Annotated in this window: 23 protein-coding genes; 14 read left to right on the top strand and 9 right to left on the bottom strand. The window is 65.5% G+C overall.

The window, feature by feature from the left end; translation table 11 throughout:
• The first annotated feature begins 232 nt into the window (after positions 1 to 232).
• Positions 233 to 913 (top strand): peptidoglycan DD-metalloendopeptidase family protein, encoded by a 681-nt coding sequence (locus tag WBR68_RS22540; RefSeq protein ID WP_127185573.1) that lies wholly within the window; start codon positions 233 to 235, stop codon positions 911 to 913.
• 845 nt (positions 914 to 1,758) lie between these two features.
• Here the strand turns inward: WBR68_RS22540 and WBR68_RS22535 are convergent.
• The 3 genes from WBR68_RS22535 to WBR68_RS22525 form a co-directional block, all read right to left on the bottom strand.
• A complete protein-coding gene (locus WBR68_RS22535) occupies positions 1,759 to 2,514 on the bottom strand; it encodes an amino acid ABC transporter ATP-binding protein (RefSeq protein ID WP_050450056.1) in 756 nt (251 codons plus the stop codon).
• A complete protein-coding gene (locus WBR68_RS22530; protein WP_050450063.1) occupies positions 2,514 to 3,191 on the bottom strand; it encodes an ABC transporter permease subunit in 678 nt (225 codons plus the stop codon). Before WBR68_RS22530 ends, WBR68_RS22535 begins: the two co-directional genes overlap by 1 nt.
• Positions 3,192 to 3,275: 84 nt before the next feature.
• The gene (locus tag WBR68_RS22525; protein ID WP_050450062.1) at positions 3,276 to 4,058 is read right to left on the bottom strand and encodes an amino acid ABC transporter substrate-binding protein; all 783 of its coding nucleotides are present in this window, start codon (positions 4,056 to 4,058) and stop codon (positions 3,276 to 3,278) included.
• A 246-nt stretch (positions 4,059 to 4,304) separates the two neighbouring features.
• On the opposite strand from WBR68_RS22525, the gene WBR68_RS22520 reads away from it, so the two are divergent.
• Positions 4,305 to 5,345 (top strand): P1 family peptidase, encoded by a 1,041-nt coding sequence (locus WBR68_RS22520; protein WP_050450055.1) that lies wholly within the window; start codon positions 4,305 to 4,307, stop codon positions 5,343 to 5,345.
• Between the two features lie 92 nt (positions 5,346 to 5,437).
• Positions 5,438 to 6,070, top strand: a complete 633-nt coding sequence (gene trhA, locus WBR68_RS22515; RefSeq protein WP_230695306.1) for a PAQR family membrane homeostasis protein TrhA — start codon at positions 5,438 to 5,440, stop codon at positions 6,068 to 6,070.
• A 42-nt stretch (positions 6,071 to 6,112) separates the two neighbouring features.
• Here trhA and WBR68_RS22510 read toward each other — a convergent pair whose 3' ends face one another.
• Positions 6,113 to 6,586: an Lrp/AsnC family transcriptional regulator gene (locus WBR68_RS22510; RefSeq protein ID WP_050450053.1), complete on the bottom strand. Its 474-nt coding sequence runs from the start codon at positions 6,584 to 6,586 to the stop codon at positions 6,113 to 6,115.
• Between the two features lie 138 nt (positions 6,587 to 6,724).
• Between WBR68_RS22510 and kynU the strand changes: the two genes are divergently transcribed.
• Both kynU and WBR68_RS22500 read left to right on the top strand, forming a co-directional pair.
• Complete coding sequence (gene kynU / locus WBR68_RS22505) at positions 6,725 to 7,975, top strand: kynureninase (RefSeq protein WP_050450052.1); 1,251 nt, start codon at positions 6,725 to 6,727, stop codon at positions 7,973 to 7,975.
• A gap of 94 nt (positions 7,976 to 8,069) precedes the next feature.
• On the top strand, positions 8,070 to 9,476 hold the full coding sequence (locus WBR68_RS22500) for an amino acid permease (RefSeq protein WP_127185570.1): 1,407 nt from the start codon (positions 8,070 to 8,072) through the stop codon (positions 9,474 to 9,476).
• An 18-nt stretch (positions 9,477 to 9,494) separates the two neighbouring features.
• On the opposite strand, the gene WBR68_RS22495 is transcribed toward WBR68_RS22500, so the two are convergent.
• The 4 genes from WBR68_RS22495 to WBR68_RS22480 form a co-directional block, all read right to left on the bottom strand.
• The gene (locus tag WBR68_RS22495) at positions 9,495 to 9,929 is read right to left on the bottom strand and encodes a VOC family protein (RefSeq protein ID WP_230695305.1); all 435 of its coding nucleotides are present in this window, start codon (positions 9,927 to 9,929) and stop codon (positions 9,495 to 9,497) included.
• A 90-nt stretch (positions 9,930 to 10,019) separates the two neighbouring features.
• Positions 10,020 to 10,709, bottom strand: a complete 690-nt coding sequence (locus WBR68_RS22490; RefSeq protein WP_127185568.1) for a helix-turn-helix transcriptional regulator — start codon at positions 10,707 to 10,709, stop codon at positions 10,020 to 10,022.
• Between the two features lie 110 nt (positions 10,710 to 10,819).
• Positions 10,820 to 11,692 (bottom strand): hypothetical protein, encoded by an 873-nt coding sequence (locus WBR68_RS22485; protein ID WP_230695304.1) that lies wholly within the window; start codon positions 11,690 to 11,692, stop codon positions 10,820 to 10,822.
• Positions 11,693 to 11,829: 137 nt separating this feature from the next.
• Positions 11,830 to 12,297, bottom strand: coding sequence for a CopD family protein (locus WBR68_RS22480; protein WP_230695303.1), 468 nt, complete (start codon positions 12,295 to 12,297; stop codon positions 11,830 to 11,832).
• Between the two features lie 156 nt (positions 12,298 to 12,453).
• On the opposite strand from WBR68_RS22480, the gene WBR68_RS22475 reads away from it, so the two are divergent.
• The 9 genes from WBR68_RS22475 to WBR68_RS22435 all read left to right on the top strand — a co-directional run bounded on the left by WBR68_RS22475 (position 12,454) and on the right by WBR68_RS22435 (position 22,025).
• The gene (locus tag WBR68_RS22475) at positions 12,454 to 12,963 is read left to right on the top strand and encodes a sigma-70 family RNA polymerase sigma factor (RefSeq protein WP_127185566.1); all 510 of its coding nucleotides are present in this window, start codon (positions 12,454 to 12,456) and stop codon (positions 12,961 to 12,963) included.
• The gene (locus WBR68_RS22470) at positions 12,942 to 14,042 is read left to right on the top strand and encodes a FecR domain-containing protein (RefSeq protein WP_127185565.1); all 1,101 of its coding nucleotides are present in this window, start codon (positions 12,942 to 12,944) and stop codon (positions 14,040 to 14,042) included. Before WBR68_RS22475 ends, WBR68_RS22470 begins: the two co-directional genes overlap by 22 nt.
• Before the next feature lie 113 nt (positions 14,043 to 14,155).
• Positions 14,156 to 16,777: a TonB-dependent receptor gene (locus WBR68_RS22465; protein WP_230695302.1), complete on the top strand. Its 2,622-nt coding sequence runs from the start codon at positions 14,156 to 14,158 to the stop codon at positions 16,775 to 16,777.
• An 84-nt stretch (positions 16,778 to 16,861) separates the two neighbouring features.
• The gene (locus WBR68_RS22460; protein ID WP_230695301.1) at positions 16,862 to 17,908 is read left to right on the top strand and encodes a hemin-degrading factor; all 1,047 of its coding nucleotides are present in this window, start codon (positions 16,862 to 16,864) and stop codon (positions 17,906 to 17,908) included.
• Positions 17,909 to 17,950: 42 nt separating this feature from the next.
• On the top strand, positions 17,951 to 18,784 hold the full coding sequence (locus WBR68_RS22455; protein ID WP_230695300.1) for a heme/hemin ABC transporter substrate-binding protein: 834 nt from the start codon (positions 17,951 to 17,953) through the stop codon (positions 18,782 to 18,784).
• Positions 18,768 to 19,766, top strand: a complete 999-nt coding sequence (locus WBR68_RS22450) for a FecCD family ABC transporter permease (protein WP_050450043.1) — start codon at positions 18,768 to 18,770, stop codon at positions 19,764 to 19,766. The genes WBR68_RS22455 and WBR68_RS22450 overlap by 17 nt, the downstream gene beginning before the upstream one ends.
• Positions 19,763 to 20,551, top strand: coding sequence for a heme ABC transporter ATP-binding protein (locus WBR68_RS22445; RefSeq protein WP_230695299.1), 789 nt, complete (start codon positions 19,763 to 19,765; stop codon positions 20,549 to 20,551). The genes WBR68_RS22450 and WBR68_RS22445 overlap by 4 nt, the downstream gene beginning before the upstream one ends.
• 64 nt (positions 20,552 to 20,615) lie before the next feature.
• The gene (locus tag WBR68_RS22440; protein ID WP_050450041.1) at positions 20,616 to 21,098 is read left to right on the top strand and encodes a YajQ family cyclic di-GMP-binding protein; all 483 of its coding nucleotides are present in this window, start codon (positions 20,616 to 20,618) and stop codon (positions 21,096 to 21,098) included.
• An 18-nt stretch (positions 21,099 to 21,116) separates the two neighbouring features.
• Entirely contained in the window at positions 21,117 to 22,025 is a 909-nt protein-coding gene (locus tag WBR68_RS22435) for a LysR family transcriptional regulator (protein ID WP_230695298.1), read from the top strand.
• A gap of 19 nt (positions 22,026 to 22,044) precedes the next feature.
• On the opposite strand, the gene WBR68_RS22430 is transcribed toward WBR68_RS22435, so the two are convergent.
• On the bottom strand, positions 22,045 to 22,929 hold the full coding sequence (locus WBR68_RS22430; protein ID WP_342490514.1) for a DNA-3-methyladenine glycosylase family protein: 885 nt from the start codon (positions 22,927 to 22,929) through the stop codon (positions 22,045 to 22,047).
• Positions 22,930 to 23,019 lie beyond the last annotated feature (90 nt).

Genomic DNA, 23,019 nt, shown 5'->3' with positions numbered 1-23,019 from the left:
CTGCTTGCTCGCGCTTGCTATTCTTTATCGCGCTTAGGTTGATTTCTGCGTCTGTCTAGCTGGTTTTGCCGTTCCTGCCCGTTGCTATCCGATCGTTCAGCCCCAACTATTGCCTATCTCTGTGCCCCAGGTTTCAGTGCTTTCCCTGTCCGCCCCGACCGCGTCCGCGCCAGTTTTTGCAACGTCCTCGACGACCTTGTCCCGTCTGTCGCGGATCAAGGCGCGGTTATGGATGGGCCTATGCATCGTTGCCCTGGCGTTGCTGCTGTCGGCGTGCGGCACCACCAAGGTCCAGCCCGGCTATTACCGCGTGCAGTCGGGCGACACGCTGACCCAGATCGCGCGCAAGCAGGGCACGACCGTCAGTAACCTGGTGCGCTGGAACCGCCTGCCCAATTCGAACACGATCGAAGTGGGGCAGATGCTGCGGGTGGAGCCGCCCGCCGGACAAGCCCGCACTTCCAAGCCCAGCAAGTCCGCATCCAAACCCACCGGCTCGTCGCGCGCGTCTTCATCGGCCGGCAAACGCCGCACGGCGCCACCCGGCGCCATCTCGCTGGTATGGCCGGCACAAGGCAAGGTCACGCGCGGGTATGACGGCGGCGGATCCAACGGCATTGTCATTTCCAACAGTTCGGGCACGCCGGTGGTAGCGTCGGCCAGCGGCACCGTGGCCTATTCCGGCAGCGGCCTGCGCGGCTACGGCCACCTGGTGATCGTCAAGCACAACGCCAGCTTCCTGAGTATTTACGCGCACAACCGCAAGCTGCTGGTGAAGGAAGGCCAAAGCGTAAAACAAGGCCAGAAGATCGCCGAGATGGGCAACAGCGACAGCAAGCAGGTCGGCTTGTATTTCGAGCTACGCTACAACGGCCAAGCGGTTGACCCCGCGGGGAATCTGCCGCCACGATGATGATGGCGGATGTTGGATGGGGGGGGGCGGTCGGAATGGTCGAACGGTCGGGCGGTTTGACGTTCACGGCCGCTTGATGGGTTTCGCGCGAACGGCGATGGTGTTTTTGGCCAGGGTCGTTCGCGCTGCACCCATCCTACGAGGCATCGGTTTGCGTGAGTGTTGAAATAAATGCCGCCGTTCGCTGATCCTTGGGCCGGGAAAACAGTGTGCGGGAATCGCCGGATTCCCGACAGCTTCTCGCTACGCGACAACGGCCAAGATGTTGGATGGGATAGTCCGACCGTAGGATGGGTGCAGCGCGGCAGGCTGTCGGCAAGAACGCGGCCCTGAATCGCGCGAAACCCATCATGCAACGGTGGTGTTCTTCATCAATGTGGCCATCACGCGGGTTTTTTGTCGGGCGGTTTGACGTTCACGGTCGCTTGATGGGTTTCGCGCGAACCGCGATGGTGTTTTTGGGCAGGGTCGTTCGCGCTGCACCCATCCTACGAGGCATCGGCTTGCGTCAGCGTTGAAATAAATAAATGCCGCCGTCCGTTGATCTTTGGGCCGGGAAAACAGTGTGCGGGAATCGCCGGATTCCCGACAGCTTCTCGCTACGCGACAACGGCCAAGATGTTGGATGGGATAGTCCGACCGTAGGATGGGTGCAGCGCGGCAGGCTGTTGCCAAGAACACGACCCTGAATCGCGCGAAACCCATCATGCAACGGTGGCGTTCTTCATCAATGTGGCCATCACGCGGGTTTTATTGTCGGGCGGTTTGAAGTTCACGGCCGCTTGATGGGTTTCGCGCGAACGGCGATTGCGTTTTTGGCCAGGGTCGTTCGCGCTGCACCCATCCTACGAGGCATCGGCTTGCGTCAGCGTTGAAATAAATGCCGCCGTTCGCTGATCCTTGGGCCGGGAAAACAGTGTGCGGGAATCGCCGGATTCGACCACGACGCCGTCCAGCAAAAATACTACTTCCCGCGATACGTTGGCGGCCAGGCGCAGGTCGTGCGTGGCCATCAACATGGTCATGCCTTCGGCGGCCAACTGGCGCAACACATCTACCACTTCGGCCGCCAGGCCGGGGTCCAGCGCGGAGGTGGGCTCGTCGCACAGCAACACGCGGGGCGCGGGCGCCAGCGCGCGCGCGATCGCCACGCGCTGTTGTTGTCCGCCCGACAGGTTGGCGGGCCAGGCGTCGGCTTTTTCAGACATGCCCACTTTCTTCAACAGTTCTTCCGCACGCGCGCGGGCCCGGTCCAGCGGCCACTTTTGCACGGTCAACAGGCCTTCCATGACGTTGCCGATCACCGTCTGGTGCGGAAACAGCTGAAAGTTCTGGAACACCATGCCCGTCTGCTTGCGCACCCGCTGCACCTGTTCCCGCGTCAGCTTCTTGCCAGGCTCGAAGTTGACGGTTTCCGGGCCGATGGCAAGCGTGCCAAAGTCGGGCACTTCCAGCAGGTTCACACAGCGCAGCAGCGTGCTCTTGCCGCTGCCGGACGGGCCGATCAGCGCGGTGACGCTGCCTTCGGCGATGCTCACGTCTACCTGCTTGAGCACCGGGTTGCCGTCAAACGCCTTTTCGATTTTTTGCAGCCGTATCATCAGGTCTTCCCGGAAAACACCGCGTGCTGGCCAAAGCGCCGTTCCAGGCGCACTTGCGCGGCGGACAACACGGAACTGAACACCAGGTAGATCAGCGCGGCTTCGGTATAGAGGATCAGCGGTTCATACGTAACCGCCGCAATGCGCTGGGCCGCCTGGAAGATCTCGGGCACGGTCAGCACCGCCGCCAGCGACGTGTCCTTGACCAGCGCAATGAACGAGTTCGACAGCGGCGGCACCGCCACACGCGCCGCTTGCGGCAGGATCGTGCGGCGCAGCGCCTGGCCGCGAGTCATGCTCAGCGAATAAGCGGCTTCCCATTGGCCCTTGGTAATGGATTCGATGGCGCCTCGGATGACTTCCGAGTTGTAGGCGCCCACGTTCAGCGTGAAGCCGATCAGCGCGGCGGGCAAGGGATCCAGCACGATGCCCACGCTGGGCAAGCCGTAGAAGATCACGAACAACTGCACCAGCAGCGGCGTGCCCCGGATCAGCCACACATAGAAGCGCACCAGCGCCACCAGCGGCGCCGGCCCGAACAGCCGGATCAACGCCACCACGAACGCCAGCGCCAGGCCCAGCGCGAACGACATCAAGGTCAGCGGTACGGTGAACACCAGCCCGGCGTGCAGCAGCGGCCAAAACGAATCGGCCATCAATTGCACCCAGGCCGGCACGGTCCATGACCCGATCTGCGCCAGCAGCCAATCGGGAATGACGGCCTGGAGCCAGGTAGGTAGCGTCATGTGTGTGTCCGTGGCTTATTGCGCCGACAAATCCGTGCCGAAGTATTTGACCGAAATGGTCTTGTAGGTGCCGTCGGCCTTGATGTCGGCCAGCGCCTTGTTGATGGCGGCTTGCAATTCCGGGTTGCCCTTGCGCATCAGCACGCCCGAATTGCTGAATTCAGCGGTCTTGTCGGTGGCGGCGATCTTCACCTTGGCGTTGGGCTTTTGCTTCTTGAAGTCCAGAAACGACAGCTTGTCGTTGACAGTGGCTTCCACGCGGCCCGAGGTCAAGAGGTCGATGGCTTCATTGAAGCCCTGCACCGCCACCACTTCCGCGCCGTGGCTTTGCGCCAGCTTGCCGAAATTGCTGGTCAGCGTATTGGCCGACTTCTTGCCCTTCAGGTCATCGAAAGACTTGATGCTGGTGTTGTCGTCGCGCACGATCAGCACGGCGGCCGACGAGATGTAGGGATCAGAAAAGTCGTATTTTTGTTTGCGCGCGTCGGTGATGCCCACTTGGTTGATCACGGCGTCATAGCGCTTGGCGTCCAGGCCGGCAATGAGGCCGTCCCATTTGCCTTCGACGAATTGGGCTTTGACGCCCAGGCGCTCGGCAATGGCGCGCCCAATCTCTACGTCAAAACCGGTAAGCTGCCCCGATGCGTCGTGGAAGGTGAAGGGGGCGTAGGTGCCTTCGGTGCCAATTTTGAAGGTGCCCGCGGACTTGATCTGGTCCAGCCCGGATTGGGCATGGGCGGCGCCCAGGGCGGCGGCCTGGATCAGGCCGGCGATGAAGAACGAGCGTAAGAGTTTCATGGCAATGCTCCGGAAGATCGGTGTCATTTTGAAGGGCGCCGTGATGCACGGGGCCCCCGTCATAGCCGCACTCTAGCAACGCGCCTATTTTTCCACAAAGCATAAGGAATAGTAAAAATATAGCTTCCAGTAATTAACAAGTTTCCGATCGGCATGAAGCCGTCCGGGCGTACGCCTGTAAAAGGGCACGTAAACCGCAAGGCAAGGGAGAGGGGTTTGGAACAGCAATGGAACAGGCGCGCATTCATGGCCGCCGCGGGCGCGGCAGCATTGACGGGCGGCATGCCCGCCCACGCCAATGGCTCCCGGCTGATGCCCGGGGGCGGCAGCATCACCCAGGTTGCGGGCTTGCGCGTGGGGCACTACACCGACACCCGCCGCCCCACTGGCTGCACGGTCATCATTGCCGAAGCGGGCGCAACGGGCGGTGTGGATGTGCGCGGCGCCGCGCCCGGCACTCGTGAAACCGACCTGCTCAACCCCGTCAACATGGTTGAAAAAGTGCATGCCATCGTGCTGTCGGGCGGCAGCGCGTTCGGGTTGGACGCCGCCAGCGGCGTGATGCGCTATCTGGAAGAAAAGAAGATCGGCTTTGACGTGGGCGTGGCGCACGTGCCCATCGTGCCGTCGGCCATCCTGTTCGATCTGGGCGTGGGCGATGCGTCGATCCGGCCGGATGCGGCGGCCGGCTACCAGGCGTGCAAGACGGCGTCGACCGATGCGCCCGAAGAAGGCAACGTGGGGGCGGGCGCGGGCGCTACCGTCGGCAAGCTGTATGGCCCCAAGCGCGCCATGAAGGGCGGCATCGGCAGCGCGTCGCTGACGGTGGCGGGCGTGACGGTGGGGGCCATCGTGGCGGTCAACGCAGTGGGCGACGTGCTGGACCCGGCCACCGGCCGCATCCTGGCGGGCGCGCGCACGGCGGACGGCAAGCAGTTTCTGGATACGCGCGCCGCCATCCTGGCCGGCGATCTGCCCCGGTCGATGCGCGCGGGCACGGCCACCACCATCGGCGTGGTGGCCACCGACGCCACGCTGACCAAGGCGCAGGCGCAGAAAATCGCGGGCATGGCCCACGATGGGCTGGCCCGCAGCATCAACCCCATCCACACCATGCTGGACGGCGACACCATTTTTGCGCTGGGCACCGGCACGTCGGGCAAGCCGGGCAACGTCATGCTGTTGGGCGTGATGGCGGCCGAAGCCATGGCCATCGCGGTGCAGCGCGCCATCCTGGCGGCGCGCGCGGTGGAAGGCTTTCCCGCCGCGGTGGATTTCATCGCCTGACCTCCGGGCGCGACCCGCCGGTGACCTCAAGCTGTCACACGGCGGCGACATGATGGCAAGGGCCGGCATGGCACCGTCGGCTGGGAGGACGCATGTACGAAGGCGAACGATTCAATGGCGCCACGCATCTGGCGGGCTTGGCAATGGCCGTGGCGGCGTCCGGCGCGCTGATCGCGCGCGCGGCGGAACTGAAAGTGGATACGCGGCAGATCATCAGTTGCGCGGTGTTCGCCGCGTCGATGATCGCGGTGTATGCCTCGTCGGTGCTGTATCACTGCACACGTGGCCCCAACAAGGCGCGTTGGGCCAAGGCCGACCACTGCGCCATCTACCTGTTGATTGCCGGCACCTACACGCCGCTGGCCTTCGGCCCCGTGGACCACGTCTGGAGCGCGGCCATGGGCGTGGCGATATGGTTGCTGGCGGCCATCGGCATCAGCCGTGAATTGTGGTGGGCGCGCGGCGCGGCGCCGGCCTTGCCGCTGTACCTGGCCATGGGCTGGCTGGGGGTGATATTCGCCGCCCCGATCGCGGGCGCCTTGTCGTCGGCGGGCCTGACCTGGTTGCTGGCGGGCGCGGCCGCCTATACGGTGGGCACGCTGTTCTATGTGAAAGACAAGCGCTGGCGCCATGCCCACGGCATCTGGCATTTGTTTGTGATGGGGGGCTCGGCCTGCCACTTCGTCACGGTGTTCGGATTCTTGCGCTACGGCACGCCGGCATGAATCCGGCGCGCGGCAAGCACCCGAGGAATACCCCCACCCGCGTTAGCGCCACGCCGCCAGTGGCAGCATGCCGCCGCGGTCTTTCACTTTGCGCATGACGATGTGCGAGCACAGGTCGCGCACCCCCGCGATCTTGCTCAGCTTGTCTTCAACAAACTGCGAGAACGCCGCCAGATTGCGGGTGCGCACCGACAAGATGTAGTTCGACGCCCCGGTCACGATGCTGGCTTCGGTGATTTCGTCGTGCGCCGCGATGCCGGCCAGAAAGGCCTCGTGCCATCCCGGGTTCGACTGGTCCAGCGACACGTGCACGATGGCTTCCAGTTCAAAGCCCAGCTTGTCGGCGTCCAGCACCGCGCGATAGTGGCGGATGAAACCGGCTTCTTCCAGCGCCCGCACCCGGCGCAGGCAGGCCGATGGCGATAGCGCCACCTGCTCGGCCAGGTCCTGGTTGCTGATCTGCCCGTTCTCTTGCAGGCGGTAAAGAATGCGTTGGTCGGTGGCGTCTAGATGCATGGTGCAATCCAATTCTAATAATTGAACTTCAGCGCAATTCAATGCGGAATCCTAGGGTAAGCCACGCCTGCTTTTGCAATTATTCGGCCCTGGCGCGCTGCTATCCTGTTTGCAGCATATTGCCCGAAGGAGCACCGCATGACCACCCGCGAAGACTGCGTCGCCGCAGACCGGAAAGACCCCCTGGCCCCCCTGAAAGACCGCTTCGAGCTGCCGCCCGGCGTGCTCTACATGGACGGCAATTCGCTGGGCGTGATGCCCAAGGGCGCCGCCGCCCGCGCCGCCGGCGTGATTACGCAGGAATGGGGCACCGACCTGATCCGTAGCTGGAACACCGCCGGCTGGTTCGAACTGCCCGCGCGCCTGGGCAACAAGCTGGGCAGCCTGCTGGGCGCGCGCGACGGTGAAATGGTGGTTACCGACACCACGTCCCTGAACATCTTCAAGGCGCTGGCCGCCGCGCTGCGCATTCAGCAGCAACAGCAGCCGGCACGCCGCGTCATCCTGTCCGAACGCGACAACTTCCCAACCGATCTCTACATGGTGCAGGGCATGATCGACCTGCTGCAACAGGGCTACGAGATGCGCTTGATCGACGACGAGCTGCCGCTGGACAAGGCGCTGGACGACTCGGTTGCCGTCATGCTGCTGTCGCACGTCAACTATCGCAGCGGCCAGATGCACGACATGGCCTCGGTGACCGCGCTGGCGCACGAGCGCGGCGCGCTCACCATCTGGGACCTGGCGCACGCGGCCGGTGCGGTGCCGGTGGACCTGAACGGCGCCAACGCCGACTTCGCCGTGGGCTGCACCTATAAGTACCTGAACGGCGGCCCCGGCTCGCCGGCTTTCATCTGGGTCGCCCCGCGCCACACGAAAGACTTCTGGCAGCCGCTGTCCGGCTGGTGGGGCCATACGCGGCCGTTCGACATGGCCGTGGCCTACGAGCCGGCCGGGGGCATCCGCCGCTACCTGTGCGGCACCCAGCCCATCGTGTCCTTGTCGCTGGTGGAATGCGGGCTGGACGTGGCGCAAGCCGCCGACATGGCGCAGGTGCGCGCCAAGTCGCTGGCGCTGGGCGATCTGTTCATCAAGCTGGTCGAGGAACGCTGCGCCGACCACCCGCTGACGCTCGTCACGCCGCGCACGCACGCCGAACGCGGCAGCCACGTGAGCTTCCTGCATCCCAATGGCTACGAAGTCATGCAGGCGCTGATCGCGCGCGGCCTGATCGGCGATTACCGCGAGCCCGAAGTGCTGCGCTTTGGCCTGACGCCGCTGTACTTCGGCCATGCCGACGTCTGGGACGCGGTGGACATCCTGAAAGACGTGCTGGACACGCGCGCCTGGGACAAGCCGGAATTCAAGCAACGTTCGGCCGTGACCTGAACGCCAGAGAGCGTGGCCCCATCTTGCGGGGCCGAACCGGCAGCATCACCATAAAGAGAGCGCACGGGAGGAGGGGGCAATGCAGGAGGAGACAATGCAAAAACCACAAGGATTCGGCCAGATCGCCGAACGCGAACAGGGGCTCAAGCGGCGCTTGACCTCGGGCCAGATGAGCATGATCGCCATCGGCGGGGCCATCGGCACGGGCCTGTTTCTGGGCAGCAAATTCGCCATCGGTTTTGCCGGGCCCAGCGTCATCATCAGCTACGCCATCGGCGGGCTGATCACGCTCTTGCTGATGGGCTGCCTGGCGGAAATGACGGTGGCGCATTCCACCTCGGGGTCGTTCGGCGCCTATGCCGAGCACTACATCGGCCCTTTGGCCGGCTTTCTGGTGCGCTATGCGTACTGGTCGTGCGTGGTGCTGGCGGTGGGCACCGAGGTCACCGCCGTGGCCGAGTACATGCATTTCTGGTTCCCGGATGTGCCTGGGTGGCTATGGGTGTGCGTGTTCTCGGGGGCGCTGATCCTGGTGAACGCGATGAGCGTCAAGGCGTTCGGCACCATCGAATACTGGTTCTCCACCGTGAAGATCACCGCCATCGTGGCCTTCATCATCCTGGGTGCGTACGTGGTGTGGGGCAACCCGCAGTACGGCGTGGCGCAGTACACGGCGCACGGCGGCTTCTTTCCGAATGGGCTGTGGGGCATGTGGATTGCCGTGGTGATCTCGATCTTCAGCTACCTTAGCGTCGAGATGATCGCGGTGGCCGCGGGCGAGGCCGAAGACCCCGAGCGCGCCGTGAAGAAGGCGTTTCGCGCCACCATCGTGCGGCTGGTCGTGTTCTACCTGCTGACGCTGGCGTTGATCCTGGCGATTGTGCCCTGGAACGAAGCCGGCAAGGAAGGCAGCCCCTTCGTGAAGGTGATGCTGGCGCTGGATATCCCGGGCGCGGCGGGCGTCATCAACTTCATCGTGCTGGTGGCGGCCTTGTCGGCCATGAACAGCCAGCTTTACATCACCACGCGCATGATGTTCAGCCTGTCGCGCGCGGGCCATGCGCCCTCGTTGTTCGGCCGCCTGACCAAAAGCGGCACGCCGCTGAACGCGCTGCTGCTGTCCACCAGCGGCATCGCCATCGCCGTGGTGCTGAAGGTGATGTACCCCGACACGGCCTTCACCTTGATGATGGCCATCTCGATGTTCGGCGCGCTGTTCACCTGGATGATGATCTTCGTGACGCACTACTTCTTTCGCCGCCGCTGGGCACGCGAAGGCGGCGGCGCGCTGTCGTTCCGCATGCCCGGCTTTCCGGTGCTGACGTTGCTGGGCGCGGTGGCGATGCTGGCGATTTTGGTCACCACCTACTTCACCAACGTGTTCCAGATGACGCTGGTGTTCGGGGTGCCGTTCCTGCTGATCCTGGCCGTGCTGTATGTGGTGCTGTTCAAGAAGCGCGGCGAAGCCGTGGTGCTTCAGGCCCGCCAGCAGCGCGGCTGATCGGAGGCCCTTGCCGGATCAGAGGGCATGCGCGGCCACGGTGTCGGCGGGTTCCGCCACCGTGACCGGTTCGCGTGCCGGCGCAAAGACGCGCAGGCGGTGGCCGTCAGGGTCTAGCGCCACGAAGGTGCGGCCGAAATCCATGTTGGTGGGCGCTTGCAGAATGGGCAGGCCGCGCAGGCTCCAGTCCAGGTGGCGCTGGTTGAGCGCGTCGGCATCCGCCACGCAGAACGCCAGTTCAGACGCGCCGCCACGGCCCGCCGCCGCCGGCTCCACCGTGTAGCGCGACCACAGGCCCAGCTTCAAGCCGGAGTCCAGCACGAAGAGGGCAAATGTGGGGGGGCTTTCAACCGGCGGACGTTGCAGCAGGGCGCTGTAGAACGCCGCGCTGGTCTGCGGTTTTTCAACGTAGAAGATGACGAGGTTGGTGTCGGCGGGGATGGTGTGAGACATGACGCGCTCCTGGGTGAGGGATGCGCGTATCTTAGGCAGGGGTGCTGTCAGTTTTTGGCAGTAGCGTGCTCAGCAAGGCAGTAGCGTGCCTCAGCAATTCTGCGAATCCTGCGCAATGGCGCGCCATTCTTTCAGCAGCACGTGGCGGCGGCGGGGATAGCGCTCGCCGGGTGTCAGCGTGGCGATGCGGTCGGTGCGGAAATGGCGGAAGTCCTGCCGCAGTTCGCACCAGGCCATGACGATGCGCACGCTGTCGAAAAAGCCCAGGGCAAACGGCCATATCACGCGCTCGGAGTTCGAACCCTTGTCGTCGCGGTAGCGGATGTGCAGGCGGTGTTCCGTGCGTATCGCCTGGCGGATCAACGCCACGTCAACCTGGTCGACCACGGCGATGGCGCTGGGCGCCACCAAGAGCGGAATGGCGTCCAGCTCATCGCGCAGTTCCTGCGGCAACACCGCGCCGATCTTGGCCAGCGCGTTGCGCGCCGCCATCCCTAAGCGCTCGTCGGAACGCCCCGCGACCCAGCGCGTGCCCAGCACCAGCGCCTCGATTTCTTCGGTGCTGAACATCAGCGGCGGCAGCATGAAGCCGGGGCGCAGCACGTAGCCCACGCCCGGCTCGCCTTCGATCTCCGCGCCCTGGCATTGCAGCGTCGCGATGTCGCGGTACAGCGTGCGCAGGCTGACGCCCATTTCGGCGGCTAGCCGATGCCCGCTGACGGGCAGGCGGTGGCGACGCAGGGTCTGCAGCAGGTCCAGAAGTCGTTCGGTGCGGGACATGGGGAAAGGGCGTGTGGCGGGAATGGCGTAATGCTGCCACGGAATGGCAGCAGTCGGCAGCCCGTTCCTTGCCCAATTCCACCTGGCCCGCACCGGGGCCAAGCAGGCGTTCAGGCGCCGATCTTCTTGCCCGTGGCCACGTCCATCACCGAGCCGTCTTCCAGGCTCACGCGATAGATCTCGCGCACGACGTTGCCGGCAAAGCCGATTTCCACAATGGAAACGTCCTTGAACGTGGTGTTGATGCCGTCGGGCAGCACCGCGTTGAACTTGTCGGACTCCTGCTTCATGGCGTCCTGCATGCGGGTGTCGTAGCGCGTCATGCTGTAGACCAGCGTGGTGTGCGGGTTGTGGGCGCGCAGTTCTTTGCCGTCTTGCATCACATTGACGCCGCTCACGCCCATGGTCTTGACCAGCGCGCGGCCGGCGTCGCTCATCTTGGCGTAGACAGGGCCGGTCACGCGCGGCAGAGGGCCGTCGCGCAAGGGCGCCAGCGCGGCGGTGGCCACGGTGTTGTAGCGCATCATGTCTTCAAAGCCCTGGCCGCTTTTGACCACGCCCAGGTCCAGCCACCACGGGTGCCCCGCGCCCTTGGCGGCTTCGGTGGGGTAGAAGGTTTTCAGCGTGACCTGCAAAGGCGCGGGCGGCTTGGGCAGCGCTTTGAGCATGCGGGCGGGGGTGGCGGGGTCGGCGCTGTGGATGTGCACCACCGTCACGTGCGGCAGGTTGGGCGTGTTGGCCTCGGTTTGCAGGCCCAGCGCCAGCAGGTCCTGCTTCAAGACGCCATTCACCTTGGCGTCCAGTATCGCGTTGACCTCTTGCGGCAGGCGGTACACCACGCCATAAGTGGCCTTGTGGCTGCGGAACTCGGGCTTGTCCAGCGCGCTGTTGTCGATGGCGTCGGCAGCGTGGGTGGCGAACGAGGCGGCGAACGAGGTGGCGAACAGGCCGAGGGCGGCCAGATGCAATGCACGTTTGATCATGGGGAATCCCTTGTCGTTGTTGACGTGACCCGCGAGAGTCATCCCCAGTGTGGCTACCCCGGATGTACGGGGTATTGCATCAAACGAAAGAATTCCGATACCAGCCGCTGCCTGGCCGATGGATGGCCGATGGACGGTTAGGCCAGGAACGCCACGCCCACAACGACGATGCCCAGCACCAGGTTCACGCTCACCCAGCGGCGGATGCCGGCCATGGCCTCGGCGCCCTTGGGCCAGTCCGACGCGGCTACGGCCAAGGCCAGGCGCTTGTACAGCGCAAAGCGGATATGGCCGAAGATGGCCATCATGACCAGCCCGCCCGTGGCCATCAGCGTCCAGCTGCGCGGCATGAAAAAGTCGCCGCCGGTCTGCGCGGCCAGGCTGCCCGCCTGCCCGATCATCCACGCGCCCGTCAGCAGAATCAGCACAATCGCCACCAACACCGCGTTCAGAAAAGGCCGCAGCACCGAGGCCATCAGCGTCAGGCGTGTCTTGGGTTCCAACTGCGCGGCCGCCGGCCGCAGGAAACAGTGCGCGAACAGCATGCCGCCCACCCACAGGATCACGGCAATCACGTGGATGAATTTCAAGACGCTATAGATCATGGAGCCAGCCCGGTTGGTAAGGGGCCGCGGGGTGCGGCCGGTCTGTCGGCATGATATCCCCGCCACCGTGTTTCGCTTGGACTTGACCGGAAACCTAGTTTTGCAATTAGAATGAGATTGATTTTTATTTGTGTTTTAGTGTTCTGGGAGCCCGTCGTGCCGAACCCTGTGCTCGCTTCAGGCGACACCGTCCAATGTCTGTACCGCAGCCACCACGGGTGGCTGCAAAATTGGTTGCGCGCAAAGCTGGGCAACACCTTCGACGCCGCCGACCTGGCCCAGGACACCTTCGTGCGCGTGCTGCGCCATCGCCACGACCTGGACGCGCTGCGTGAACCGCGCGCCTATCTCACCACCATCGCCAAGCGCCTGCTGCTGAATCATCATCGGCGCCGCTCGGTCGAAAGCGCCTATCTGGAAGCCTTGGCGCTGATGCCCGAACAGGTCGCGCCGCCGGCCGAGCAGCGCCTGATCATTCTGGAAACGCTACAGGAAATTGACGAAATGCTGGCCGGGCTGTCGCTGCCCGCGCGCCAGGCTTTTCTGATGGCGCAATTGGAAGACCTGAGTCATGGCGAAATCGCCCAGCGGCTCAATGTGTCGCTGCGCACCGTGCACCGCTATATCGCCCGAGGGTTCGAGCAATGCATCATGGCGGTGAGTTGAACGGCGTGGGCGGCGAGCTGCCCGCCGTTGAACGCAATGTGGCGCGCGAAGCCGCGCGCTGGCTGCTGCGCTTGAGTTCGGGCCGCGCTACCGACGCCGACGTACATGCCTGCGACCTATGGCGGGCCAGCAGGGCCGAACACGAACATGCCTGGCAGCGCGCGCAACGGGTCAACGAACGCTTTGGGCTGATTCCGTCGGCGCTGGGCATGGCCACCTTGAACCGACCCGAACTGTCATCGCGCCGCGCGGCCCTGAAGACCTTGGTGGCGCTGATGGTGGCGGGGCCGGTGGGTTGGGCGGCATGGCGCGCGGACCCTTTCAATTGGACGGCCGACTACCGCAGCGGCGCGGGCGAGCGGCGCAACGTGGTGCTGGCCGACGGGTCCACGTTGCAACTGAATACCGCCAGCGCGGTGGACGTGGTCTTCGATGCCAGCACGCGTTTGCTGCGTTTGCGCGCCGGCGAAATTGCCGTGCATGTGCTTGCCGATGGCGCGGCCGATGCGCGAATGGGTTCGGTGACCAATGCGGTGTCCCATGCCGTGATGGGTGCGCCAAGCAATGCGCCAAGCGATGCGGGAAGCACGTCGGTGGCAGCCCCCTTTGCGCCGCCGCGCCCCTTCATCGTGCGTACCCGACTGGGTGATATCGAAGCCCCGCCTTCGCGCTTTTGTGTGCGCGAGGACGGCGTGCAATGCCAGGTCAGCGTGCAGGAAGGCCGCGTTCGCGTCAGCCAAGGCGGGCGTGTCGTCAATGTGTTGGCCGGCCAGCAGGGCAGCCTGAGCGACGCCGGCGTGTCCGGCCCATCGCCCGCCGACCCGCATGCCAACGACTGGATGCGCGGCGTGCTGCACGCCAGCCAGATGCGCCTGGATGCCTTCGCCGTGGAGCTTGGCCGGTATCGCCCAGGCGTGCTGCGCTGCGACCCCGAAGTCGCGCATCTGCGGATATCCGGCGCCTTTCAACTGAATGACACCGACGCCGTGCTGGCCGCCTTGCCCGCGACCCTGCCGGTGCAAGTGCGCTACCGCACGCCCTATTGGGTGACCATCGGGCCGCGCGCATCAATGGCATGAATGATTCTCTGTTACACAATACCCGCGCGCAAGCTGTCCGATTTCAAAATCACGCGGGTCATGGTCTGTATAGGCAAACGAATGCCGATACCCGTTGGATCGAAAGGACGACCATGGCTTATCTTCCCGCCGGCCGCGCAAGCGGCTCCCGACCCGCGCAGGCTGCGCATCGCGTCACTTACCTGACTTGCGCCGTGCGTGCCGCCTTGGCGCTTGCCGCCGTGTCCGCCGCCACGCTGCCGCTGGCCGCCGCCCAGGCACAGACCACCCAGACCAGCACCGCGGCCGCGCGCAGCTATCGCATTCCGGCGGGCACACTGACCGAGGCGCTGCCGCGCTTTGCCGACAGCGCGGGTGTGACCGTGTTGTTCGATGCCGCGCTGGTGGGCCAGCGCCGCACATCGGGCTTGTCAGGCAGCTACTCCGTGGCGGAAGGCTTTGCGCGCTTGCTGGAAGGTAGCGGCCTGGCCGTGCAGGAACGTAGCGCGGGCGTCTTCGTGCTGCGTGCCGCCCCGCAGGCAGGCGTGACGCAACTGGCGCCCGTCAAGGTGGTAGGCGAGGGGGCACTGACCACGCCCGCCTGGGAAACCAGCACCGACCGCCAGCGCATGGACGACTTGCAGATCAAGAACTGGAGCGACCTGGGCAAGCGCGCCGAAGCCGGCGTGAGCTTCAACCGAACCACCAACAGCATCAACATTCGCGGCCTTGACCAAGACCGCGTGCTGACCCGCGTGGACGGTATCCGGCTGCCGTGGCTGGACGATGGCGCGCGCGGGGTGAAGGGCGGCCTGGAAGCCGTGGACTTCAACAGCCTGTCGCGGCTGGACATCGTGCGCGGCGCGGACGCCATCGGCGGCGGCTCCGGCGCCATCTCGGGCATTGCCGACCTGCGCACGCTGGACCCGTCCGACCTGCTCACCGACGGCAAGACCTTCGGCGCGCTGGCCAAGACCGATTACGATTCCGCCGATTCAAGCTGGGGCGCCAACGCGGCGCTGGCGGGGCAGATCCACAGCAATACCTTCTGGCTGGTGCAGGCAGGCGTGCGCAATGGCCACGCGCTGGACAACCGGGGCGACGTGGGCGGCTACGGCCCGCAACGCAGTGAACCCAGCCCCGAAGACTACGACCAGCGCAGCTTCCTGCTGAAGCTGCAACAGCGCGTGGAAGGCGGCCACCGCTTCGGCCTGACGGGCGAAACCTTCAAGCGCAACGCCGACATCGACAATATGTACGAGCAGGGCGCGGGCACCAGCTATCTGTACGGCGAAAACAGCACCAAGAAAGAAACCGAGCGCGAGCGCGTGTCGTTCGACTATTCCTACCAGGCGCCCAGCGCGGGCGGCCTGATCGACACGGCCAGCGCCATCGTCTACTGGCAGCGCGTGCGGCTGGACAATTCACTGGACGGTGTGCGCAGCGTGGATTCGCGCGCCCGCATCATTCCCGGCGACCCGTTCCGCTACGGCTTTCCCAGCGGCCCCTACGGGCGCAGCAACTCCATCCAGCAGACGCTGTTTGGCGTGAACGGCGAACTGACCAAGCGCTTTGCCGGCACGTCCGTGTCGCAACTGTGGACGCTGGGCGGCGAATGGTACGGCAACAAGACCGAGCAGAATTCCAGCGGCTACGACAATTGCCCGACCATCCGCCCGGGCCTGCCCGCGCCGTTCGGCCCGCGTGCCTGCGACATGCTGCATACCAACCAGGCCGACGTGCCGCAGTCCAAGGGCAACCAATGGGCGCTGTGGGTGCAAGACGAGTTCAGCTTCGCCGATGGCCGCTACACCGTCATGCCAGCCCTGCGCTACGACCACTACGAACAAAAGCCGCAATCCACCGACAGCTACGACAGCAATCCCAACGCGGGTGCGCTGCCGCCATCCAACAGCGGCAGCCGCTTTTCGCCCAAGCTGCTGGCCACGTGGAAGGCGATGGACGAACTGAGCGTCTACGCCCAATACGCCTACGGCTTCAAGGCGCCCAGCGCCAGCCAGCTTTACACCAACTACGGCGGCCCCGGCACCTATCTGCGCGTGGGCAATCCGTACTTGAAACCCGAGACCAGCAAGGGCTGGGAACTGGGCGCCAAGATCGGGTCTGACGCGCTGGGCGGTGCGGTATCGTTCTTTGATAACCGCTATCAGAACTTCATTGATAGCAATCAGCCGCTGGACCCCAATTCGCCGCAATGGCAGGCGGGCTGGGCGGGGCAATATCCGCTGGGAATCACGGGCAACGTCAACCGCGCCAAGGTCCGCATCTATGGCGCCGAGGCCAGCGCGCACTGGAAGTTCTCGCCGGGTTGGCGCACCTGGGGCTCGCTGGCGTGGGCCGTCGGCAAGGACGAAGGCACCGGGCAATACCTGAATTCGGTGGCGCCGTTGAAGGCCATTCTGGGTGTGGGCTACGGCCGCGACGTATGGGGCGTGGACGCCATGCTCACCACCGCGCTCAAGCGCGACAAGGTCGAATACCCGGATGCATCGGCCACCGCGCCCAATGCCGATTTTCAAGCACCGGGCTATGGTGTGGTGGACTTGATGGGTTATTGGCGGCCTGCCGCCGTGAAGGGGCTGCAAGTGCAGGCAGGCGTGTTCAACCTGTTCGACAAGAAGTATTGGGAAGCCATCAACGTGCCGACAGCGGGTTCGCTCGCCTTGCCGCGCACGGTGGATTGGTACACCGAACCGGGACGCAGCGTGCGCGTGTCGCTGACGTACCAGTATTGATTTCGCGCCGCCGCCCGGCATTTGCGCGGGCGGCGGCAGTTTGCATATCGAAGCGCAAGCAACACCCAAGGCTGGAGGCCTACGATGACGAATCAAGATTTCAACACCCGCGCCGAAGCACTGCGCGCCCGCAACGAAACGCTGGCCGCGTCGCAACCGGGCCTGCGCGCCCGCAACCTGGCGCAGGCGCTGGGCGTATCCGAGGCGGAGTGGATTGCCGCGGGCTGTGGCGGTGTGAGATCCACCGCGCTGCACGGCACCCCGCAAGCCATCTTTCGCGAACTGGGCACGCTGGGCGAAGTGATGGCGTTGACGCGCAACGACTGGTGCGTACACGAGCGCCACGGCGCGTATCTGGACATCCAGGCCGACGGCCCGGTGGGCCTGGTGCTAGGCCCCGATATCGATCTGCGCGTGTTCTTCAGCGCGTGGAAGTCCGCGTGGGCGGTTGAGCAGGATGGCCGCCACAGCCTGCAATTCTTCGATGGCGCCGGCGTGGCGGTGCACAAGGTCTACCGCACCGAGGCCACCGATGCCGCCGCCTACGACGCGCTGGTGGAAAAGTTCGCGGGCGACGCGCAATGGCCCACCACCGAAGCCTATGCGCCCGCCACGGATGCGGACGAGGTCGACGACGCGGCAAGCTGGCGCGAGGCCTGGCTCGGCATGAAAGACACACACGAATTCTTCCCGCTGTTGCGCAAGTTCAAGGTGTCGCGCCTGGCGGCGTTGGCGGCCGCTGGTGAAGACCTGGCGCAGCCCGTGCCGGCGGAATCGGTTGAACGCATGCTGCAGTCGGCAGCGGAATCGGGTCTGTCCATCATGTGCTTCGTGGGCAATCGCGGCATGATCCAGATCCATACCGGCCCCGTCCAGCAACTGCGCCGCACCGGCCCTTGGTACAACGTGCTGGACCCGAAGTTCAACCTGCATTTGGACACCACCGCCATCGCGTCGGCCTGGGTGGTGAACAAGCCCACGTCCGACGGCTGGGTGACCTCGCTTGAGGTGTACGCCGCCACCGGCGACCTGATCGTGCAGTTCTTCGGCGAGCGCAAGCCCGGCAAGCCGGAACTGACGGGCTGGCGCGAGTTGATGGTGGGCCTGTGCGGCGCGCCGTTGGCGGTTTGAAGACGACCTAAGAACGCTTTGAAGATCCTGTAAGGACGCTTGATGAAAAAATGGTTGGCAATTGCGTTGGGCTGGGTCGTCGCGGTGGGCGTGCATGCCGCCGAACCCAGCCGGGTGGTGAGCCTGGGCGGCAGCGTCACGGAAATCGTCTATGGCTTGGGTGAGGGCGATCGGCTTGTCGGCGATGATTTATCCAGCCTGTATCCCGAGGCCGCCACCAAGCTGCCGCGCGTGGGCTATTACCGCGCCGTGCCGGTGGAAGGCGTGCTGTCGCTCAAGCCCGACCTGGTGCTGGCGTCCGAACAGGCGGGGCCGCCGGACGCGCTCAAGCGCTTGGCCGGTGTGGGCGTGCGCGTGGTCACCGTATCGGATGCGCCTTCGGTTGATTCGTTGAAGGCGCGCATCCGCGCCGTGGCCGAGGCGCTGGGCGTCGCGCCCGCGGGCGAGCGCATGGTGGACGAGGTCACCCGCGAACTCGCCCGCGCCGAAGCCATCCCGGCCACGCGCGCGCGTGCCTTGCTGCTGCTGAACCGCACCGGCACGCCGCAGGGCGCGGGCCGCGACACCGCCGCCAATGAAGTCATGCATCTGGCGGGGCTGGTCAACGTGCTGGACGGCCAGCAAGGCTACAAGCCCTTGTCCGCCGAGTCCATCGGCGCGCTGGCGCCTGACCTGATCGTGGTGACGAAGGCGTCGCTGGACGCCGGCGGCGGCATGGAAAAATTCCTGGCGCAGCCAGGTATTGCCGGTTCGCAGGCGGCGGTAAAGCGTCGGGTGGTGGTCATGGACGACCTGCTGATCCTGGGCATGGGACCGCGCCTGCCCCTGGCGCTGACCCAGCTCAAGCAAGAGGTCGCTAATGTTATGGCGCGTTAGCGCGCCGTGGGCCTTGGGCCTCTTGGCCGTGGCGTTGGTACTGGCCGTGCTGGCCGCCAGCGCCCACGGCGCGGTGGCGATTCCGCTGCGCGAACTGCCCGCGCTGCTGTGGGGGCCAGCCACGCCGGACAACACCCTGTGGCGCAATGTGTTGATCGACATCCGACTGCCACGCGTGCTGTTCGCGGTGGTGGCGGGCGCGGGGCTGGCGATATCGGGCGCGGCCATGCAGGCGCTGTTTCGCAACCCCTTGGCCGAACCCGGGCTGATCGGCATTTCCGCGGGCGGGGCCTTGGGCGCGGTGGCCGCCATTGTGCTGACTTCGGGCGGCTTCTGGATTACCGCGCCGTCGGCCTTCGTTGGCAGCCTGGTGGCCACGATGTGCGCGTACGCCGTGGGCCGGCGCGTGCCGGGCGTGGCGGGCCTGCTGCTGGCCGGCGTGGCCATCACGGCGATGTCGTTCAGCGTGATCGGGCTGTTCACCTTCGTGGCCACCGATGCGCAACTGCGCGACCTGACGTTCTGGAACATGGGCAGCCTGGGCGGGGCCAACTGGAACGTGCTGGCGTTCCTGGGGCCGTGGGTGCTGCTGATGAGTGCCTGGCTGATCAGCCAATGGCGCGTCATGAACGCCTTGCTGTTGGGCGAGCGCGAGGCCCAGCATCTGGGCTACGCGCTCAAGCGCGTGCGCGCGCAACTGGTGCTGGCCAGCGCGCTGATCGTCGGCCCGCTGGTAGCGGCCACCGGCACCATCGTTTTTGTAGGGCTGGTCGTGCCGCATCTGGTGCGCATGACGCTGGGCGCCAATCACCGCTGGCTGCTGCCCGCCACGGTACTGGCGGGCGGTCTGGCGCTGGTGCTGGCCGATTGGATGGCCCGCACTGTTGTGGTCCCAGCCGAATTGCCGATCGGTCTGGTCACGGGGCTGGTGGGCGGCCCATTCTTTTTGTGGCTGCTGGCGCGTGGACGGAGGCTGGGATGACTTTGGCCGCACACCAACTGACGCTTACACGCGGCGGTACGCGCATCCTGACTGATGTTTCGCTGGCGATACGCCCCGGTGAAGTCCTGGGCTTGCTGGGGGCCAACGGCGCGGGCAAGTCCACGCTGTTGGGGGCGCTGGCGGCCGAGCTATCGGCCGATGCCGGCCAGTTAAGCCTGGACGGCGCCGCGCTTGCCGGCATGGCCTTGGCGCGGCAAGCACGACGCCGCGCCGTGCTGCCGCAAAAGCCGGGCCTGACCTTCGACCTGGACGTGCGTGAAGTGGTCGCCATGGGCGCTTACCCTTTTCCCGAACTGGCGCCTGCGCAGGTCGATGCGCTGGTCACGCAGGCGCTGGACCTGGCCGACGCGGCTCACCTGGGCGGCCGCCGCTATCCCGAACTGTCTGGCGGCGAACAGCAGCGCGTGCAGTTCGCGCGCGTGCTGGTGCAATGCCAAGCCGCGCGCGCGCCCGGTGAAGCGCGCTACCTGCTGCTGGACGAGCCCACCGCCAGCCTGGACCCCAAGCATCAAACCGACCTGCTGCGCCGCGCCTGGGAACTGGCGCACGCCGGCAATACGGGCGTACTGGTGATCCTGCACGATATGAACCTGGCCGCGCGCTGGTGCGACCGCTTGCTGCTGCTGAGCGGCGGCCGAGACATTGCGCAAGGCGCGCCGGGGGACGTGCTGACGCCCGCTAACCTGTATCTGGCGTTCGGCATCGACGCGCAGGTGATCCCGCATCCACTGCAACCGGACCGGCTGTTGGTGTTGACGATGTGAAGCCCGGACCAGGGCCGGTAAAATAGGCGGCCTAATTTCACTCATCACCAACAGGACCCGTGTCATGCCTACTTTTGACGTCGTCTCCGAAGTCGACAAACACGAACTTACCAACGCCATCGACCAAGCCAACCGCGAACTCGCCACCCGTTTCGACTTTAAAGGCACCGAGGCCAAGTTCGAACTGGAAGGCTTTGTCGTGACTCAGGTTGCCTCCAGCGCGTTTCAACTCAAGCAGATGCTCGACATCTTGCGCGGCCGCCTGTCGGCGCGCGGCATCGACGTGCGCTGCTTGGACGTGGCCGACCCGCTGGAAAACCTGGGCGGCGCGCGCCAGAAGGTCACCATCAAGCAGGGCATTGAACAGCCCGTGGCGAAGAAGCTGATCGCCGCCATCAAGAACGCCAAGCTCAAGGTGGAATCGCAGATCAATGGCGACAAGCTGCGCATCAGCGGTAAGAAGCGCGACGACCTGCAAGCCGCCATCGCGCTGTTGAAAAAGACCGACGTGGACCTGCCCCTGCAGTTCGAGAACTTCCGCGACTAAGCGCCCCGGCCGCTAGCCATGGGGCACTCCAGCGAACTGCAATTGGTGGTTGAGCTGGCGCGCGCGGGCGGCATGTCCGCCGCCGCCCGGCAGTTGGACGTGACCCCGGCGGCCGTCAGTAAACGGCTGGCGCAGATCGAGGCGCGGCTGGGCGTGCGGCTGTTCAACCGCAGCACCCGCCGCCTGAGCCTCACCGCCGAAGGCGAGGTCTACCTGGAAAGCGCGCGCCGCATCCTGGATGACATCGAAGACCTAGATCAGCTTATCGCCAGCCGCCAGGACAGCCCGCGCGGCCGCCTGAAGGTCAACGCGCCCTTGGGCTTCGGCCGCAGCTACATCGCGCCCGCCATTGCCGAATTCGCGCAGAAATACCCCGACGTCACGCTGCAATTACAGTTGACCGACAGCCCCGCCGACTTCGTGCGCGACGCTTTCGACGTGGCGATCCGGTTTGGCGACCAGCCCGACACAAGCCTGATCGCCCGCAAGATAGCGCCCAACCGCCGGCTGGTGTGCGCGTCCCCCGGCTACCTGAAGACACACGGCGTGCCGACCACCCCGCATGACCTCGCGCGCCACCAGTGCATCGTGCTGCGCCAGAACGAAGACGCCTACAACAGCCTGTGGCGATTCACCAAGGGGCGCCGTAGCGAAACCGTGAAGGTGCGCGGCGCGCTGAGCAGCAACGACGGCGAAGTGACGCTGACCTGGGGCCTGGCGGGCCTGGGCATCTTGCAGCGCGCAGAATGGGACCTGGCGCGCTACCTGCGCAGCGGCCGCTTGGTGCGCGTGCTGGAAGACTACGCGCTGCCGCAGGCGGACATCTACGCGGTGTTCCCGGAACGCCATCATCTATCGGCCAAGGTCCGTATCTTCGTGGACTTCCTGGTCGGCTATTTCCAGCAGGACACGCCCGCGCGCTGGTAGGGGCCGGCGCGGCGGGCGTTCATCCCGCCGACCACAAATGCTGCGCGGCATAGGCCCGCCAGGGCCGCCATGACTCGGCGCGCGCCAGCAGTTGCTTGGGCGTGTAGGCGCGCGATTCCAATTTCTCCAAGGCCCGGATCAAGCCGATGTCCGCACTGGGAAACGCATCGGGTTCGCGCAGTTGCCGCAAGGCGATGTATTGCGCCGTCCATTCGCCGATGCCCCGGATGGCGCGCAGCCGCGTGATGGCGTCGTCCAGACTGCTGCCGGGTTCAAACAAATTCGGGTCCGCCACCGCTGCGGCCGCCACGGCGGACAAGGTGGCTGCCCGGCTGCGCGGCATGCCCAGCACGGCAAGCTCGGCAGGCGCCACCGCCTCGGGCGTGGGAAACACATGCGTCAGCCCGTCCTCCGGCTGTGCCAGCAAGGCGCCATGCGTGGCCACCAGCTTGCCCGCCAGCCGGATGGCCGCCGACACGGTTATCTGCTGGCCCAGCACGGCGCGCATCGCCAATTCAAACCCGTCCCACGCGCCCGGCACGCGCAGCCCGGGGCGCGCGGCGATCAGCGCGGCCAGCACGGGGTCGTGCGCGAACCGTGCGGCGAATGCCACCGGGTCGCTGTCCAGATCCAGCACCCGCCGCATTCGCGCAATGATGGCCGGCAGCGCGTCCGCGCGCGCAACACGCACGGTGGCTTGCAGCGCGTTGCCCCTGGCGGGCCGCACGCGGATCGTGCCCTGCACGCCATCCAGGCTGATCGTGCGCGCATAGCTGTCGCCGTCCACCTGCTCAATGCCGGGAATGGCGCGCAGCTGTAGAAAGCCCAGCATGGCCGCCCAATCGTAGGGCGGGCGGTAGGCAAGCCGTATGGCTTCGTGGTGGATGTCGTGGGCGAGTGTCATGCCGGCCATGCTAACGCGACCAGAATTTCAGCAGAAGGTCGCATCTGGCAAACCCTTGTGACAGCTCTGAATGACTTTGTAGCGTGTTAA

The organism is Achromobacter sp. JD-1, from assembly GCF_038594925.1.
In the GTDB taxonomy this organism is placed as follows: Bacteria; Pseudomonadota; Gammaproteobacteria; order Burkholderiales; family Burkholderiaceae_B; genus Achromobacter; species Achromobacter spanius_C.
This window is presented reverse-complemented; position numbering and strand designations above follow the sequence as displayed.